This window comes from Pseudomonas sp. NFACC32-1, assembly GCF_900101215.1.
Classification (GTDB): domain Bacteria; phylum Pseudomonadota; class Gammaproteobacteria; order Pseudomonadales; family Pseudomonadaceae; genus Aquipseudomonas.
The window spans coordinates 56,090-72,477 of sequence record NZ_FMUL01000020.1 but is presented as its reverse complement, the minus strand read 5'-3'; the positions used below and the strand labels follow the sequence as shown (position 1 = coordinate 72,477).

The window sequence follows — 16,388 nt, the reverse complement described above, 5'->3', positions numbered from 1 at the left end:
GGTTCAAAACGTCGCTTGCAGGTTGAAGTGCAGGCGTGATTCCTGTTTCGTGGTGTTCGGTCCGTCGAGCAGCGCAAAGCCCCAGTCGAGGCTGCCGGACAGCCATTTGCTCAAGCTCGCCCGGGTGCCCAGGCCGACGCTGGCCAGGCTGTAGTCGGCCTCCTGGTCGGGCAGTTCGTCGCGCAGGTACAACTGCGCCCCCTCGGCGAAGGCGTAGAAGCGCCATTCCTGGACATAGCTGCCAAGGAACTTCGCCATGGACGGGGTACGCAACTCCTGGGACAGCAGGTAGCCGTCATCCCCGGTGCGCTCGGCGGCCAGGTAACCGCGTACCGACGTGGCGCCTCCGGCGGAGAACTGCTCGTTGGAAACCAGCGGCCCGGAGGCCAGCTGGAAAGCGGCCTTGGAGGCGCTCTGCCAATCGCCGGCGAAGGTGAAGGTGTAGTTGCCGTCGCCCTTGAGCACCGCGAAGCTGGGACTGGCTCGATAGCGCTTGTAATCGAAGTCTTCGTCGGAACTGCCGTAGCCCAGCAGGCTGCGTGTGCCCGCCACCAGGCTCAGGCCAAGACCCAACTGGCTGCTTTCGGTGTAGCGAAGCCCGTTGTAGGCGAAGGTGAATGGCGCGTATTTGAGCGGTGCCTTGTCGCTGGCGCCCCCCAGGCTCAACTCCTCGTCGAAATCCTTGAAATCCACTGCGATGGAAAAGGTATTGGCCCAGGCCGCGCTGGACGGCAGGCTGTAGATCGCCGAGACCCCGTAGGAATGCCCCTTGCCCAGCACGTTGCTGCCGCCGACGGTGGCCACGTTGCTGTCGGATTGGTAGCCGGAGAACTGCACGCTCCAGCGCTCGTCCAACGGCGCGGTGTAGGACCCCGACCAGACCTTGGCGTTGTCGGTGTCCTGGGGCGCGGTGAAGAAAGTCAGCGAAACGCTGTGGCCCAGCTGCCAGAGGTTGTTGTAGCCCAGGCTGGCGACTGTCCGCAGTTTTTCGGTGTCGGCGCTGTAGTCGTTGTTCAGGCCAAGGCTGGCCTGCCAGGGATCCTGGTCCTCCACCTGCAGATCCACATCCATGGTGCCGGGCCGCTGGCCTTCGCGGACCAGGGGCATCACCTGGCGCCCCGGGGTCTTGTTCAACTGCGCCAGCTGTGCCTGGACCCTGGCGAAATCCGGCACTTCACCTTCCTTGAGAGCCGGGACGTCTTCGCGGATTTCCACCGGGGAGTAGTGCCTGGCCCCCACCACCCGCACCCGGCCGACCTTGGTCTCGCTGACTTGCAGGTAGACGATGCCGTCTTCCACTTTCTGCTCCGGCAGTTCGACGAACACCGACTGATAGCCGCGGGCCTGATACACCTTCTGCAGGGCCTCCCGGGCGCCTTCGATATCGCTCAAGGTCTTTTGCGGACCGAGAAACGGGTACACCGCTTCCTCGATGGACCGGGCATCGAGCACCGTGTTGCCGCGCACGAAATACTCGTTCACGTCCACCAGGCGGGCCGGCGCCGCCTCAGCCTGGGATCCTTCCTGCGCGGCGAAGGCCGATGGCCCGCCGACGGCCAGCAACAGCCAGCCCCACAGCGCCGGCCGTGACTTGAAGAAATGCTCCACACCACCCCCTGAATTCAAAGTACCGCTCAATTGCTGGCTGTCGATGTCGTGGCGTGCCGGGCCAGCCAGGTGTGCAGCAACGCGAAGTTCAAGGAGAACTCCGGCATTTGCAGCAAGGCGCCACAGAACACTTCACCGATGATTTTCTGGATGAGCCGCACCGCTCGCGCATCGTCCAGCAGCGTGGCGAGGTCCTTGCTCAAGACGTTGAAGTTCCAGACCTTCTGGTTCAGGTCCAGGCCGACGAACCAGCGGAACAGCAGGTTGTAATTGAGTTGCTCGTAGAGTTGCCGCTCGCTGGGCACCGAATAGAGCAGTTGCAGCAAGAGAATGTGCATGGCGGTCTGGGGTGCGATCCGCATCCCGGCATCGGCGTTGAGGCCTTGCAGTACGTCACGATGCTCGTCCAGCAGATCGTCGATCTGTGGTCGCAGCAGGACCAGCGAATGGCCCTGCGGGATGTAGCTGGACACTTCCTTGAGTGCGCCCTGCCAGTCATCCTGGGAAACGATCCAGACCCACGGCGCGCCATAGCGATACACCGAGACCGGTTGCTTGCGCGCCGCCTCGACGATCTTCGACAGCCGCTGGTCGAGCTCCTGCATGCCCACTTTCGAATAACGTTCCATAGTTCCCATCGCCTCGCTCCCGGCTTCGCGCCCCGGCTCCGAAAGGCCTCGAAGGCCCTCTCGAACACGTCACACAGGCATGACGGGAATGGCGATGTGCTACCGAACTTTTGTCATGAAAGCTTCATGTCGTTTTTTCGATCCCGGAAAATCCCGGGCGGGACGGATCGGGGCAAGCAAGCGGGCCTGTCGGCGATGACGGCAACACACCCGATATGGATACCGGGAGGATGTCTCCCTCTTCGGAGGTAGGCCTGCCGAGGCATAGGCCGAAGAGGCTACCGGCCCTACCATGGCGGTACGCGGAGGTACGCCATGTTGACCCACCCTTCCATCGTCCTACTGTTGCGCCGTCATCACCTGTTCAGCCAGCTGCCGGAGCGTGTCTTCGAGGAGGTGTGCGGCCTGGCGGTGCTCAAGCGCCTGGCCTGCAACAGCACGCTCATGCACCAGGGCGACCCGGCCAAGCGGTTTTTCCTGCTGGTCAGCGGCCAGGTCAAGCTGTTCCGGGTCACCGGCGAAGGCCAGGAAAACCTGGTGGAGATCATCCAGCCAGGCCAGACCTTCGCCGAAGCCCTGCTGTTCAGCCAGGCCCGCTGCTACCCGGTGAGCGCGTCGGCGCTCAAGGACAGTGTGCTGGTGAGTATCGAGGGCACCCATTACCGCAAGGCCCTGGAAGACCAGCCCAAGGTCTGCCTGGCGATCCTGGCGAGCATGAGCGTGCACCTGCATCAGCGCCTCAGGGACATCGACAACCTGACCCTGGCCAGCGCCAGCCGGCGGGTCATCAATTTCCTCTTGCAGGAACGCGACCCACGCGATGGTCGTCTGGTGCTCCAGGTATCCAAGCGTCTGGTGGCCTCCAAGCTGGGGATCCAGCCGGAGACCTTTTCGCGCATTCTTCATCGCCTGGTGGACGCCGGGCTGATCGCCATGGAGCGACGCAACATTCGAATCCTGGCCGAGGAAGCGCTGGCGGATTACCAGCAATAGCTGCGAATCCTCTACGCAAGGCATCCCCTCCCCCTGTGGCGAGAGGATTTATCCCCACTGGGGGCGCAGCGCCCCCCTCAACCGCCTGATACACCGCAGGCTCAGGCTTTGGGGCTGCTTCGCAGCCCAGCGGGGATAAATCCTCTCGCCGCAGGGGGTGTATGGGCCTTTTACTCGCCGCTCGGCCCATCGATATCATCAACACCAATCATCGGTATCAACCGTTCGAACAGCGCATCGCCCTCTTCTTGCGAGCACTCGACCCCGAAACGCTTGCGCCAGCCCAACTGACTCAGGATCACGTGCACATCCGCTTCCAGGTCGTGCTGCTGCAAGCACGCCTGGACGCATTGCAACGGGCAGCCATCCAAGGCAATGATCCGCCGCCCCGAGCGAGCCTTGTTGACTAGCGGCACCACATGCCCGCCGACCCCGACGATGCAGGACATCTCGGCCAGACCAGCGCGGTCCAGGCGCAGGGCCACGTTGTTTGCCAGTTGCGCAACGTTGGAGCAACCGGAGCAGGAATACACCAGGGGCAACGCGCTCGAAGGCTTCATTAAACGGTCGCCAAGCCCTTGCCCGCCCGCTCCAGATTGCGCCACAACCACGGCGGCAATACCTCCGGATCGAGGCTGTCGATCAGGTTCTTCACTGCCAGCCCCAGTTCGGTGTCACCCTCGATCACCAGTCGCCGGCGGAAGAACAGGGTGTCGGGGTCTTCCTGGCGGCTGGCCAGCAACAGGAACTCGCGCCAGTTGCCGCTGATGGTGACCTGGGCTTGCGCCCGCTCGGCGATGCACAACCCATCGCGACCCAAGGTCAGGTACCAGCACAACTTCAGGTCGGGAATCCGCAGGCACAACCAGCGCCCCCGCAGCACATCGAACCCGCCGTCGCGCAGCGGCTCGGCCAGGCAGCGATTGAGGGCCTGCTGCAATGCCAGGCGCTGCACCACGAAGGGAACCCTGCCCATCAGCGGCAGCAGTCGGTCGGCACCCTTGAGCAACCACTTCTTCGGATTCAGCACAGTCCCGCCTCCTCTACTTTCAACATGCCGGCCTGGCCGTGCCAGTAACCGTTGCAGCCTTCCACGAACAGCGGCGGCGCCTCGCCCTGGCGAACCCTGTCGAAGGCCCGGACCACGTCGGCCATGCCCTGGGCCCGTGGACTCAGGCGCAGCACATCCGCGCCACAGGCCATCAGTGCGTTGTAATCGGCCAACAGGTTGGTGGGCTCCCCAGACATCGTCTGGATGCCATTGAGGGTGAACAGCGACTGCCCCTCCTGGCTGCTCAGGGCCAGGCCGTCGGGATAGTTGATGCAGCAGAACTGGCAGTCGTCCTTGGGCCGGTTTTCCGCTCTCGCGGTGAAGCAGCGGGCCGAATAGGCCAAGGGCAGATGCCCATAGGAAAAGATCTCGACCTCAGGCAGCTCACGGTCCAGTTCCCGCACTTGCTCCAGCACATCGGCGATCAGCGCGGCAGAGCACTCCACCGGGGGTACCCAACGGAGCATGCCGCTGTCGAGCAGTTGCGCCAGGGCGTGACCGTTGTACAGGTTCAGCGCCGGGCCGCCCACGAACGGCAGCTTGCGCTCGGCCAGAAACTGCACCGCCCCCATGTCGTTGGCTTCCACCAGCAGTTGGCCGTTGTCGCACAGCCGACGCAAGGTGGAAAGCTCCGACGCCGCCTCGATCAGTGTCAGGCTCGACAACACGATCTGCGCCTGGCTGCATCCCTGCAGCTCACGGCCCAGGCCCAGCCATTGATCCAGGGAGAAGGCCCGGCGTTTCGAACAGACGGTTTCCCCCAGGTAGATCACATCCAGCGGCAACGCCGACATCTCGGCATAGAAGTTTCCAAGTTGCGTTTTGTCCCAGTAGAACAGGACCGGTCCCAGGCTGAGTTTCATCGGGCCTCCCTCATTGCCATGATCGGTGGTAGGCGCCCAGGGTGGTCTGGCTGCCTTCCGACAAGCCTGCCAGCACCTGGCGCCATTCTTCACGAACCCTGAACCGTTGCGGCGCGCTTTGGTGTGCATCCAGCGCGGCGCGCCAGACCCGAGTCACCTGTTCGACGTAGGCCGGGCTGCGCTGGCGACCTTCGATCTTCACGGCTTCGACGCCGACCGCCGCCAGTTCCGGCAGCAAGTCCAGGGTATCCAGGCTGGTGGGCTCTTCCAGGGCGTGGAAGCGCTTGCCCCCCACCAGGAAACGGCCCTTGCACAGGGTCGGATAGCCGGCCGGTTCCTCAGGGGTGTAGCGGTCGATCAGGACTTCACTCAGGCGAGCGCTCAAGCCTTGGGCATCTTCGCTCCAGCGCACCGCCTTGGCGGGCGAGCAGACGCCGCACAGGTTCGGCGATTCGCCGGTGATGTAGGAGGACAGATGGCAGCGACCCTCGGCCATGATGCACAGGCTGCCGAAACCGAAGACCTCGATGGGCACCGGGCTGCTCGCCGCCACCTGCCGCACCTGGGCCAGGGACAGCACCCGCGGCAGCACGGCACGGCGAATGTCATAGCGCTGGGCGTAGAAAGCCAGGGCCGCGGCGTGAGTCGCCGAACCCTGTACGGACAGGTGCAGCGCCAACTGTGGATGGCGCGCGCTGGCGTAGCCCAGCACGCCGGGGTCGGCCGCGATCAGGGCGTCCACACCGAAATCGGCGGCCCGATCCACCGCCCGCTGCCAGCGCTCCCACCCCTTGGGCTGAGGGTAGGTATTGACCGCCACGTACAGCTTGCGCTGGTGCTGGCGGATATGCGCGACAGCGGCATCGAATTGCTTGTCGTCCATGTTCAGCCCGGCGAAATGCCGGGCGTTGGTGTCATCGCGAAAGCCGACATAGACGGAATCGGCGCCTTGGCGCACCGCCGCTTTGAGGGCAGGCAGGTTACCTGCCGGGCAAACCAGTTGCATGGGGCATCCTCATGGAAGAACTGACAGCGTCGCCCAGTCTAGCCAGCCCCCGGACGAGCACCTTGACGGCAATCAATTGCCGTCAATGCATCAGCGCGGCGAACGGCAGGTACATCACCCGGTCGTGCTGATGCACCAGGGCATCGCGTTCCACCACCGCCAGTCCGTCGGCCCAGCAGGCGGCGGCGAGCATGGCCGAGCCCTGCTGCGGATGCAGCACCACGCTCAGGTGGCCGTTGGCGTCAGGGACCAGCCTGGCGCGCAGGTATTGCCGGCGCCTGTTGCGATGCTGCCAGTCAAAACCGGCTGGCAACTGCAACGGGACGGGCAGCACCTCGGCCAGGCCCTGGGCCCGGAACAGGAATGGACGCACCACGATCAACGCCGTCACCAGTGCCGCCGACGGATTGCCCGGCAACCCGATCCAGGGCTTGCCCATCACGTCGCCGAACGCCAGGGGCTTGCCCGGCTGGATCGCCAGGCGCCAGAGGTCGATGTTGCCCAGGGCTTCGATAGCTTGCTTGAGGTGGTCCTCCTCGCCCACCGACACCCCTCCCGAAGTCAGCAGCAGGTCACATTCGCCAGCGGCCAGGCCCAGGGCCTGCCGGCTGGCCTGCAACCGATCAGGCATCACGCCAAAATCATGCACCTCGACACCCCAGCCTCTCAGCAGCGCCGCGAGGCTGTGGCGGTTGCTGTTGTAGATCTGGCCGGGCGCCAATGCCTCCCCCGGCTCTCGCAACTCGTCGCCGCTGCTGAGCAGGCCCACCCGCAAGGGGCGATAGGCCTGCACATGAGCGATCCCGGCGCCGGCCAGCAGCCCCAGTTCCTGGGCACGCAGGCGCGTGCCGGCGGTGAACAGGCGTTCGCCCTGGCGCAGCTCTTCGCCCTCCTTGCGAACGTGATCGCCGCGCCTGACCGAGGGCAACCAGACGCGCGCCTCCTCGACCCGACAGCTTTCCTGGGGCACCACCGTGTCAGCGCCGGGCGGCAGCGGCGCACCGGTGAAAATCCGCACCGCCTGCCCTTCCCTCAATGGCATTCCCGGCTCATCGCCGGCGGCGATTCGCCCGGCCAGCGCCAGATAGCCACCGCCATCGGGCAAGTCAGCGGCCCTCAGGGCGTAGCCGTCCATGGCGCTGTTGTCCCAGGCCGGCAGGTTCATGGGGCAGATGACGTCGCGGGCCAGCACCCGGCCCAACGCCTGGCCCAGGGCAACCTGTTGCATGGCCGGTGGCGGCGGGGCCTGGTCGAGCAGATGACGGATCGCCTCGTCCACTGGCACCAGCACGCCGCTGTCACAGGCGTGGGCGCATCCCCCGCCGCTCACGAGCGTGTCTCGCAAGCCGTCGGGGCACTCCCTTCCTGGGGCTTGAGGTGAGGCGTGAAATTGCAGGGGCCGGTGCGGCTGTCCAACTGCCCCACCAGGATCTGTTCCCAGCCGGTCCGACAGGCGCCCGGCGAGCCAGGCAGGCAGCACACCAGCACACCGTTGCTCATGCCGGCCAACGCCCGGGACTGCAGGCTGGACATGCCGATCTGCGCCAGCGACACCTGGCGAAACAGCTCACCGAAGCCGTCCACCAACCTGTCCAGCAAGGGCAGTACCGCTTGGGGCGTGTTGTCCCTTGGCGTGAAACCGGTGCCGCCTGTCATCAGCACCACTTGCACATCAGGCGCGGCGATCCATTGCGAGACACGGGCACGGATCTGGTAGATGTCGTCCTTCACCAGCCCTCGGTCGACCAGCACGTGCCCTGCCGCGTGCAGCAGATCGACGAGGGTCTGGCCGGACGTATCGGTGTCGAGGCTGCGGGTATCGCTGATGGTCAGCACCGCGATGTTCAAGGGTTGAAAGTGGCGTTGCGTCAGATGGGCCATTGGGATCAGCCGTCCTTTGAGAAAAGATGGCCCAGCCTGAACTGCAATCCTCGCCGGGCCTATTCCTCGTTGGAGGTACCTCCCCCGGCACTCAGGGTGCGAGGCGGCTGCGTTGCCAGATGCCCGCTCGCAGACGGTAATCGAGACGATCATGCAAACGGTCTGCGCGGCCCTGCCAGAACTCCAGTCGCTCGGGGCACAGGCAGTAGCCACCCCAGTGCTCGGGACGCGGCACCGGTTGGTCCGAAAAACGCTCTCGGACTTGTGCCAGCGAGGCCTCCAGCGCAAAGCGCCCCTCCAATGGAGCGCTTTGCGGCGACGCCCAGGCGCCGATGCGACTGGCCATGGGGCGGGAGTGGAAATATTCGTCCGACAGCACCGGGTCGAGCCTGTGGACCTGCCCTTCGACGCGTACCTGCCGCTCCAGGCCCGGCCAGAAGAAGGTCATGGCGGCCCAGGGGTTGACCGCCAGGTCCCGCCCCTTGGCGCTGTCATAGTTGCCGAAGAACACAAAGCCATCCTTGTCGAAGCCCTTGAGCAACAGCACCCGGGCATGGGGCCGCCCCTGCGGGTCGACCGTTGCCAGGATCATGCTGTTGGCTTCCACCGGCGGGCTTTCGGTGTCGCGGGCCTGTTGTATCCAGCGTTCGAACAGGGCCAGCGGCTCGTCCGGTGCCTGGGCTTCGTCGAGGCCATCGCGGGTGTATTGGCGGCGCATATCGGCCAGGGATAGGGGCATGGCAATGAGTTCCACTCTGGATTTGGCCCAGTGTGGATTTTGTGGCCTGGGGAAGCCTTGATCGTTGTCAATGCCGGCGCGCGGTCTACCTGCTCGCGTTGAATGCAACGATCCCGGTGAACGCTATTTGAGTCCCAACCGCCGCGCCAGTTTGTGCAGGTTGCTGGGATCGACCTCCAGCAACCGCGCCGCGCCGGCCCAGTTCTGCCCGCAGCGCTCCAGGGCCTTGAGAATCGCCTGCCGCTGGCAAGCGTCGACGGTTTCATTCAAGGGCAGCAACGGTGCGTCGTCCGTCTGCGCGGGCGAATCCGGCCGGGCTTGCGCGGGGCCGACGCTGGCGCTGACATCCAGGTCCAGCACCTGGGGTTCCAGGGTCATGATCAGGCTGCGGTTGGCGCCCCGGCTCAGTTCCTTCAATGCCGCGCGGCTGATCACGTGTTCCAGCTCACGCACGTTGCCAGGCCAGGTATACGCCAGCAGCGCCTGCTCGGCGGCCGGTGACAGGCGCAGGCCGCGCAGGCCCAGCCGTGTGCGGTTCAGTTCGAGGAAGTGCCCGGCCAGCATCAACACGTCGTGGCCGCGCTCGCGCAGGGGCGGGATCGGTACCGGGTAGACCGAAAGCCGGTGGTACAGATCGGCGCGAAACAGCCCGTCGCGGATGCTGTCGGGCAGATGCCGGTTGGTGGCGGCGATGATGCGCACATCGACGTGCAGCGGCTTGTCGGCGCCCAGGCGCTGGATCTCGCCGTTCTGCAAGGTGCGCAGCAATTTGGCCTGTACGCTCAACGGCAGCTCACCCACCTCATCGAGGAACAGCGTGCCGCCATTGGCCGCGTCGAAGCGGCCGGCACGATCGGTCGTGGCGCCGGAGAACGCGCCCTTGACGTGGCCGAACAGCTCGCTCTCCGCCAGGGACTCCGGCAGCGCCGCGCAGTTGACCTGCACCAGCGGCTTGCGGCCGCGCCGGGACAGTCGGTGCAGACGTCGGGCGAACAGCTCCTTGCCCACCCCAGTCTCTCCCAGCAACAGCACCGGCAGTTCGGAATCGGCCAGCACGTCCAGCTCGTTGAGCAACTGCAGCAGCCCTTCGCTGCGGCCGATGATTTCGCCCTCTTCGGCCGGCAGGCGCAGGTCCGAGGGGTCGCTGCGCGAAGCCCGCAGGCTGCGGTTCTCCTGTTCGAGCCGGGTGACCCGTACCGCCGCTTCGATTTGCAGGGTGCACCGCTTGAGCTCCTCCCGGGCCCGGCTGTCGAAGGTGCCGGCGTGCAGTGCATCCAGGGTGATCGCACCCCAGAGGCGCCCTTCCACGTACAGGCTCACACCCATGCAATCGTGCACCGGCAACGGCTCGCCCACATGATGATCGAGCAGGCCGTCATAAGGATCCGGCAAGCGACTGTCGGGTTCGAACCAGGTGGGCTCGCGCGACGCCATGATGGCCGCCAACCGAGGATGCTGGGCAATCACGAATCGGCGGCCCAGCGCCTCATGGACCAGGCCCACGGTCGCTACGGGCCGGAGGCTGTCGTCGTCCAGGCGCAACAGCGCCACGGCACCGCTGTTGAAATATTCGCGCAGGGTCTGCACCAGACGCTGCAACCGCACGGCATTGGGCAGCTCGACGATCAGGTCGGCGGCCAGGCTTTCACGCAGCATGGTAATGAGTACCCTCCAGGGTTCGTTTGACCCCTTGCAAACAGGGTGATAATCACCCCCTGTAAAAATTTTCCTTTGCCTTTCAGTAACTTGAATCTGGCACACGGACTGCAACGTCCGGTCATCTGTCCCTCCCGGGATTCAACCCAAGGAAACATGATGAACCTCGACCTGCTGGAACGAAGCCTTGGCCAACTGGCCTGTGACATTCCCGGTGCCACCCGCACCTTTCACCATTACAACCTCGACTTCTGCTGCGGCGGACAGAAGACCTTGCGCGAAGCGGCCCTGGTCAAGGGCCTGAACCCGCTCCTGATCGCCGACGCCCTCAGCACGCTGCAGGCCGCCGGGGAGCCGGGCCATGATTGGCGCGACGAACCCCAGGAGCGCCTGATCGCCCACATCCTGGAACGCTATCATGCCCGCCACCGCGAACAGTTGCCGGAACTGATCCGCCTGGCTCGCCGTGTGGAACAGGTGCATGGCGCCCGCGCCACGTGCCCCAACGGCCTGGCCGACCACCTGCAGGACCTGTATCAGGAACTCGAAGGCCACATGCTCAAGGAGGAACAGGTGCTGTTCCCGATGCTGCAAGGCGGACTCGGTGATCGGGCCTCGGCGCCGATCCAGGTGCTGCGCTACGAACACGACCAGCACGGCGAAGCCCTGGAAATCATGCTGGACCTCACCGACCAGATCACCCCGCCAGCCGATGCCTGCAATACCTGGCGCGCCCTGTACCGCGGGCTCGTGGAGCTGCGGGACGACCTGATGCAGCACATTCACCTGGAGAACAACGTGCTGTTCGTCAATGCGATGCAGCCGACTCGCTGACCCTCAAACAGCGCATTGCCCCCTGTGCAAGCGAGCTCCAGCAGGGGGTTGATGTCGTTCAACCTGTTCGGCCCCTCCTGGATCCAGTGTTGGCCTTCACCTCCCTGCTCAAAACTGCCAATAGAACATCGCCTTGGCCAACACCACGATCAACACCATGTGTGCCAGGATACTGCGCCGCAGCCAGCAGCCTCGCGACGGGCTCAGCCGACCACGGGTCAACCAGTAGGCCAGCAACAGATAGTGTCCGATGATGCTCGAAGCCAACAGGATCTTCAGGCTCAGCAGCAGGCCGAAGCTGTTGCTCAAGGGCTGGCTCAATGCGCCACGATGCTGCCAGGCCAGGCCGATACCGGCGCCATACAGCAACAGCACCACACCATGCAGCACATGGCGCGAGCGTCGGGCGATGGCCTGCTCGGCAGCCTCCCGTGCACCTTCGGCCAGAGGCCGGCGGGCCGCGTGCCAGATGCACACCTCGAAAAACAAGGTGCCGATGAAGGCGATGGCCGCCAACAGATGCGTGACCAGCAAGACCCCATACATCATCGTTCGCCTCCGTCCGCAGGACTCATCCCGGATGCCCGTCCACCCGGGCCTGCAACAGCATCGGACCGTAGCGCCAGGCATAGAGCCCGAACGCCAGCGTCCAGCAGAGTCCCGCCAGCCAAAGGGCGGCCAACGGAAACACCATCACCAGCAACACGCGGCTCAGGCCGGCGAGGTTGAGCAGGATGAACGCCAGGGTCATGCCCGACGGCGGCTCGAGCGGTCGCCCGGTATGGCCCAGGCTGACCCGTGCGATCATCGCCAGGATCAACCCGGCCATGGCGCCGATGCTCAGGCTGTGCACCGCCAGGCTCGGATTCAGCGGCACGCCGAAATGCCAGAGCGCCATGCCCAGGCAAGCCAGCACCAGCCAGGCATAGGCCAGGTGCAGCGACCACAGCAGCGGGACCCGCCACAGGTCCCGATCATGCCAACGCACCAGACGAATTCCGTGCCCGACCGCCAGCCCGGCGAACAGCAGGCCACACACGGGGTTGACGGTCAGCGCCGTGCCGAACGCGTACAGCAGCGCCACCCATGCCGACCCCGCCAGCAGCAGCCAGTCGAGCCACGGCCAGGGGGCAACGCCCTCTACCCGGCCGAGGCCTCGCTGGGTGAAGAACGGAATGACTCGCCCGCCGATCAGCCCCATCATCGCCGCCACCAGCCACAGGCCAGTGAGCACGCTCTGGCGCTGCAGAGCGTCGTCATGCCGGGCCAGGCCATAGATGGATAACCCATCGGCCGCGGCCAGCAACAGCAACACCAGCACGACCGGGTAATTGCGCTTCTGCCGCACGCGCCACAGCATGATGCCCATCAAGGCCGCCACCGCCACGGCGAATCCCAGCTCCAACACCAGCAGCAACGGCCAGGGTGCCGCGCCCAGCCAGGCCAGACGCGCCCCCAGCCAAACCATCGCCAGGGCCGCCAGGCGCCTGCCGCTGAGCCCCGGCGTCCCCGTCCAGGTCTGTACCGCCGTCAGCAGGAACCCGGCGATGATCGCCAGGCCGAAGCCGAACAGCAGCTCATGACGGTGCCAGGCCAACCAGCCGCCCGCCGGCTGCCAGGCCGACAGGTGCCCTGTGAACACCGACAGCCACAACGGTATCGCCACAAGGGCGAGCACGCAGCCGGCCAGGAAAAACGGCCGGAACGCCAGGCGCCACAACGGCAGGATGGCCATGGCCTTGCGACGGTCGAGCACTTGCATACACCACTCCTTTGCCTCATCTGGCTCGCCAGGGAGGTACGACAAATCAGGGTTCGAATGATCGGCTATCGCCGCAGACCGGCCTTGTCTCAGATCAAGCCAGCCCGTCGGCGACGCTGCGCCTTCGACCCTCACTTGCAAGGGGCTTGCCGGACACGACCACGCTCCCCAGGCCCTGCCCAGGCGGACCCGGCGCAACCCTGCGGGAGCGGGGCTGGCCGGGGCTGCGAGGCGTGTCGGACACGGAACCGACAGCCACGCGGCGATGGAAAGCCTGTCCATCGTCCGAAAAAACTGTAGCAGGAAAGGTAGTTATTACCCGTTCAGGGTTGTTTTTACCCTGATGCATCAGGGTAATTTTTACCCTCATCGACGACAAAGCCCCAGGGAACCACGCTCGGCCCCCTGGCCCGCCTCTTGCTCAGGGACGGCATAGTCTTCTGCCCTGGGGTGCCCCATGAAACATGTCGCTTTGCCGCTTGCCTGGTTCGTCGTGCTGTCCTGCATCGTGGCCCTGGCCAGCGGTCTGTCCCTGAGCCTGCTCTGACCCGAACCTTCATTTTCCATCACAAGGATCCACGCCATGGTGCTCCACCGTGTCCATCACCAGATCTTGCGCAGCCATCATCTGTTCGAGCCCCTGAACGAAGAACAGCTCGACGAATTGATGAGTACCAGTCAACTGCTGAACATCGACAAGGGTGATCCGCTGTTCCGCCAGGGCGAACCGGCGCAGGCGTTCTACTTCGTGATTGCCGGGGCGGTGAAGATCTACCGGCTCACCCCCGACGGCCAGGAGAAAGTCTTCGAGGTCATCGGCGAACGCCAGACCTTCGCCGAGGCCATGATGCTGATGGACACCCCCAACTATGTCGCCTCCGCCGATGCGGTCGGCCCGACCCAGCTGTATCGCCTGTCCAATGCCACCTATATGCGCCTGCTGCAAAGCAACAGCCGGCTGACCTTCGCCCTGCTCGGCAAGCTGTGCGTGCGCCTGCATCAACGGGTCAACGAAATCGAGACCCTGTCGCTGAAGAACGCCACCCACCGCGTGGTTCGCTACCTGCTGACGCAGCTGGTACGCCTGCAAACCGTGGACAGCCAGTTCGAGTTGCCGATGGCCAAGCAGTTGATCGCCGGCCACCTGTCCATCCAGCCGGAAACGTTTTCGCGAATCATCCGGCGCTTGATCGATGAAAAGATCATCACCCAGGACGGTCGCCAGATCGCAATCCTCGATCGCCTGCGCCTGGAGCAATTCGAATGAGCCCACGCCCCATCTGCCTGTATTGCCAACAGGCCAACCCTGCCAGTGAAACCCAATGCCGCCAGTGCGGCATGCCCCTGCCGGCCGAGGCGGCACTGGCTGGGGCACGGCGGGTGCGCCGTTTCACCTGGTTCTGCGTAGGGCTGGCGGTATTGTGCGTGGCGATGTTCTTCTGGTTGCCTCGCGACATCGCCTGACACCTCAATCCTGGGTCAATTGCCGGTACAGCTGCGGAAGGCGTAGCGGCAGTTGCTCGGGCTGGCGAATCAAGGTGTAGCCGTTGGCCCCGAACATGTACGGCAGATAATCCCCCGCCTCGCGATCGATGGTGATGCAGAACGGCGTCACCCCCTGGCGGCGGGCTTCCAGCACGGCCTGGCGAGTATCCTCCACACCGTAGCGGCCCTCATACAGGTCCAGGTCATTGGGCTTGCCGTCACTGAGCAGCAGCAACAGCCTGCGACGCCGCTTGCAGCCTGCCAGGCGTTGCGTGGCCTGCCGGATAGCGGCGCCCATGCGCGTGTAATAACCGGGCTTGAGGCCCTGGATACGGCCGCGGGCCTGGTCATCGTAGTGCTGGTGGAATGTCTTGAGCTCATACATCCGCACCTGCTGGCGACGCAGGGATGAAAAGCCGTACAAGGCAAAGTCGTCCCCCAGCACCGACAGCGTTTCGGCGAACAGCAGCAGGCTGTCGCGGATCACATCGATCACCCGGTGCTCATCGTTGAGATGGGCATCGGTGGACATCGACAGGTCGGCCAGCAGCAGGCAGGCCAGGTCGCGGCGGGTCTGGCGTTGCTCCATGAACAGGCCACGCTCGCTGCACGGTCCTTGCCGGCGCTCGACGTGAAAATCCAGCCAGGCCTGCAGATCCAGTTCCGAACCCTGGGTTTGCTGGCGCAACCACTGCCGGTCGTTGCGCAGATGCTCGAACTGGCGGCGCAACCGCTGGGCCGGGGAACGCAGACGTGCTGGCAACGGTTGGGGTTCGCAGTCGCGAGGAGCAAACGTCTGCAAGCTGACGAAATCATCCTGGAGGCGCTGTTTGCGGTAGTCCCATTCCGGCAACAGGATGCCTTCGCCCAGCGGCATGTCATCCGCGTCGGCTGGCGGCAGGTCCAGATGCAGTTTCAAGCCACCGCCCTTGCGCAACCGCGTGCGCGACAGGGTCAGTTGATCGAGGTCTTCGGCCACCCGGGCGGCGTGCGGATCCTCGCTGTCGTCCGACCAGCGATCCAGGTCCACGTGCTCGGTCCAACTGAACAGGTTTTCCAGGCGCACGATGAGCAGGCCGCCGTCACGACTGGTTTCGTCGATGCGTTCGGCGCGCTTGCGTCCACCCTGCTGTTCACCCGGCGGTGTCGCCAGGTACTGATCGGACTCTTCGAGATCGGCGCCTTGGGGATTGGCCAGATGCCGGGGCGGATATAACCAGAGCGGAAGCGGCCAGGCTGCCCGTTCGCTGCGCGGGAAATGCTCGACACTGCCGGGCTCGCGCAGGGCCTGGCACAACGCGCGCTCCAGGGCCGCTTCAGCCGGGTCGAGTGTGGCCGGATCGGGGCGCAGCGCCAAGTGCGTTTCCACCAACCGCCGGTAGCGAGGACGCAGCACCGGGTAGCGCTGCAATACCGCCTGGGTCCAGCGCTGGTTGTCCCGCCCCCAGTGCCTCATCGGCCCCGACTGCGCGGCCAGCAACGCGAGCCAGCGATACAGCTCTTCGTTCAGGCCGACATCGGGAAACGCCGCCAGGCTCGCCGGCAGACGCAGGTTATTGCCGTCGCAGCAAGCCAGGGGTACTCGCTTGCAGGTGCCGGCGATCTGCTGCAACAGGTTGCGACGTAGCAGCAGATCACGGTCGCTGACCGCCTCCACACCCAACTGGCGAGAACCGCCCGTGGCGTGAAACAGCACTTGAAGGGCGCGTAGTCGCGCATTCAATTCCACCCGTGCTTCGGGAAAATCCACACTGGCGCGACGGGTGATGAAACGGTGCCAGACACTGCCGACCCATTCTTCCAGCTCCAGGGTGAATGCCATGGTTATTCTCCTCTTAAGCCGAACCCATTGTGGCGAGGGGATTCATCCCGCTGGGGCGT

The 16,388-nt window shown here is 64.9% G+C and carries 17 protein-coding genes; 4 read left to right on the top strand and 13 right to left on the bottom strand.

From position 1 onward, the window contains the following. Window positions 1–3: 3 nt before the first annotated feature. Both BLP99_RS23755 and BLP99_RS26955 read right to left on the bottom strand, forming a co-directional pair. Window positions 4–1,608, bottom strand: coding sequence for a ShlB/FhaC/HecB family hemolysin secretion/activation protein (locus BLP99_RS23755; protein WP_092181910.1), 1,605 nt, complete (start codon window positions 1,606–1,608; stop codon window positions 4–6). 26 nt (window positions 1,609–1,634) lie between these two features. Continuing rightward, window positions 1,635–2,237 (bottom strand): transposase, encoded by a 603-nt coding sequence (locus BLP99_RS26955; RefSeq protein WP_072398776.1) that lies wholly within the window; start codon window positions 2,235–2,237, stop codon window positions 1,635–1,637. A gap of 315 nt (window positions 2,238–2,552) precedes the next feature. Between BLP99_RS26955 and BLP99_RS23745 the strand changes: the two genes are divergently transcribed. Further along, the gene (locus tag BLP99_RS23745; RefSeq protein ID WP_072432082.1) at window positions 2,553–3,230 is read left to right on the top strand and encodes a Crp/Fnr family transcriptional regulator; all 678 of its coding nucleotides are present in this window, start codon (window positions 2,553–2,555) and stop codon (window positions 3,228–3,230) included. A 170-nt stretch (window positions 3,231–3,400) separates the two neighbouring features. On the opposite strand, the gene BLP99_RS23740 is transcribed toward BLP99_RS23745, so the two are convergent. The 8 genes from BLP99_RS23740 to norR all read right to left on the bottom strand — a co-directional run bounded on the left by BLP99_RS23740 (window position 3,401) and on the right by norR (window position 10,426). Further along, window positions 3,401–3,790, bottom strand: coding sequence for a putative zinc-binding protein (locus BLP99_RS23740; protein WP_072432083.1), 390 nt, complete (start codon window positions 3,788–3,790; stop codon window positions 3,401–3,403). After that, entirely contained in the window at window positions 3,790–4,260 is a 471-nt protein-coding gene (ubiT, locus tag BLP99_RS23735) for a ubiquinone anaerobic biosynthesis accessory factor UbiT (RefSeq protein ID WP_072398779.1), read from the bottom strand. Before ubiT ends, BLP99_RS23740 begins: the two co-directional genes overlap by 1 nt. Further along, entirely contained in the window at window positions 4,254–5,144 is an 891-nt protein-coding gene (locus BLP99_RS23730; protein WP_072398780.1) for a U32 family peptidase, read from the bottom strand. The genes ubiT and BLP99_RS23730 overlap by 7 nt, the downstream gene beginning before the upstream one ends. Window positions 5,145–5,154: 10 nt before the next feature. Next, window positions 5,155–6,150, bottom strand: coding sequence for a ubiquinone anaerobic biosynthesis protein UbiU (ubiU, locus tag BLP99_RS23725; protein ID WP_092181907.1), 996 nt, complete (start codon window positions 6,148–6,150; stop codon window positions 5,155–5,157). Between the two features lie 82 nt (window positions 6,151–6,232). After that, on the bottom strand, window positions 6,233–7,495 hold the full coding sequence (locus BLP99_RS23720; RefSeq protein WP_231991067.1) for a molybdopterin molybdotransferase MoeA: 1,263 nt from the start codon (window positions 7,493–7,495) through the stop codon (window positions 6,233–6,235). After that, window positions 7,477–8,031: a molybdenum cofactor biosynthesis protein B gene (gene moaB, locus BLP99_RS23715; RefSeq protein ID WP_072398783.1), complete on the bottom strand. Its 555-nt coding sequence runs from the start codon at window positions 8,029–8,031 to the stop codon at window positions 7,477–7,479. The genes BLP99_RS23720 and moaB overlap by 19 nt, the downstream gene beginning before the upstream one ends. Window positions 8,032–8,122: 91 nt before the next feature. Next, entirely contained in the window at window positions 8,123–8,770 is a 648-nt protein-coding gene (gene pdxH, locus BLP99_RS23710; RefSeq protein ID WP_072398784.1) for a pyridoxamine 5'-phosphate oxidase, read from the bottom strand. 123 nt (window positions 8,771–8,893) lie between these two features. Then, window positions 8,894–10,426: a nitric oxide reductase transcriptional regulator NorR gene (gene norR, locus BLP99_RS23705; protein WP_092181904.1), complete on the bottom strand. Its 1,533-nt coding sequence runs from the start codon at window positions 10,424–10,426 to the stop codon at window positions 8,894–8,896. A 159-nt stretch (window positions 10,427–10,585) separates the two neighbouring features. Between norR and ytfE the strand changes: the two genes are divergently transcribed. Beyond that, complete coding sequence (ytfE, locus tag BLP99_RS23700; RefSeq protein ID WP_072432085.1) at window positions 10,586–11,260, top strand: iron-sulfur cluster repair protein YtfE; 675 nt, start codon at window positions 10,586–10,588, stop codon at window positions 11,258–11,260. Window positions 11,261–11,368: 108 nt separating this feature from the next. On the opposite strand, the gene BLP99_RS23695 is transcribed toward ytfE, so the two are convergent. Both BLP99_RS23695 and BLP99_RS23690 read right to left on the bottom strand, forming a co-directional pair. Beyond that, window positions 11,369–11,809 carry a hypothetical protein gene (locus tag BLP99_RS23695; RefSeq protein WP_072432086.1) on the bottom strand — a complete coding sequence of 147 codons (441 nt, stop codon included), beginning with the start codon at window positions 11,807–11,809 and terminating at the stop codon, window positions 11,369–11,371. 22 nt (window positions 11,810–11,831) lie between these two features. After that, window positions 11,832–13,022, bottom strand: a complete 1,191-nt coding sequence (locus BLP99_RS23690; protein WP_092181901.1) for an NnrS family protein — start codon at window positions 13,020–13,022, stop codon at window positions 11,832–11,834. Between the two features lie 583 nt (window positions 13,023–13,605). On the opposite strand from BLP99_RS23690, the gene BLP99_RS23685 reads away from it, so the two are divergent. Together BLP99_RS23685 and BLP99_RS23680 are read left to right on the top strand one after the other, a co-directional pair. Continuing rightward, a complete protein-coding gene (locus BLP99_RS23685) occupies window positions 13,606–14,289 on the top strand; it encodes a Crp/Fnr family transcriptional regulator (protein ID WP_072398789.1) in 684 nt (227 codons plus the stop codon). Then, on the top strand, window positions 14,286–14,486 hold the full coding sequence (locus BLP99_RS23680) for a protein DnrP (RefSeq protein WP_072398790.1): 201 nt from the start codon (window positions 14,286–14,288) through the stop codon (window positions 14,484–14,486). Before BLP99_RS23685 ends, BLP99_RS23680 begins: the two co-directional genes overlap by 4 nt. A 4-nt stretch (window positions 14,487–14,490) precedes the next feature. Here the strand turns inward: BLP99_RS23680 and BLP99_RS23675 are convergent, their stop codons facing one another. Further along, a complete protein-coding gene (locus BLP99_RS23675; RefSeq protein ID WP_072398791.1) occupies window positions 14,491–16,329 on the bottom strand; it encodes a nitric oxide reductase activation protein NorD in 1,839 nt (612 codons plus the stop codon). Between the last annotated feature and the right edge of the window lie 59 nt (window positions 16,330–16,388).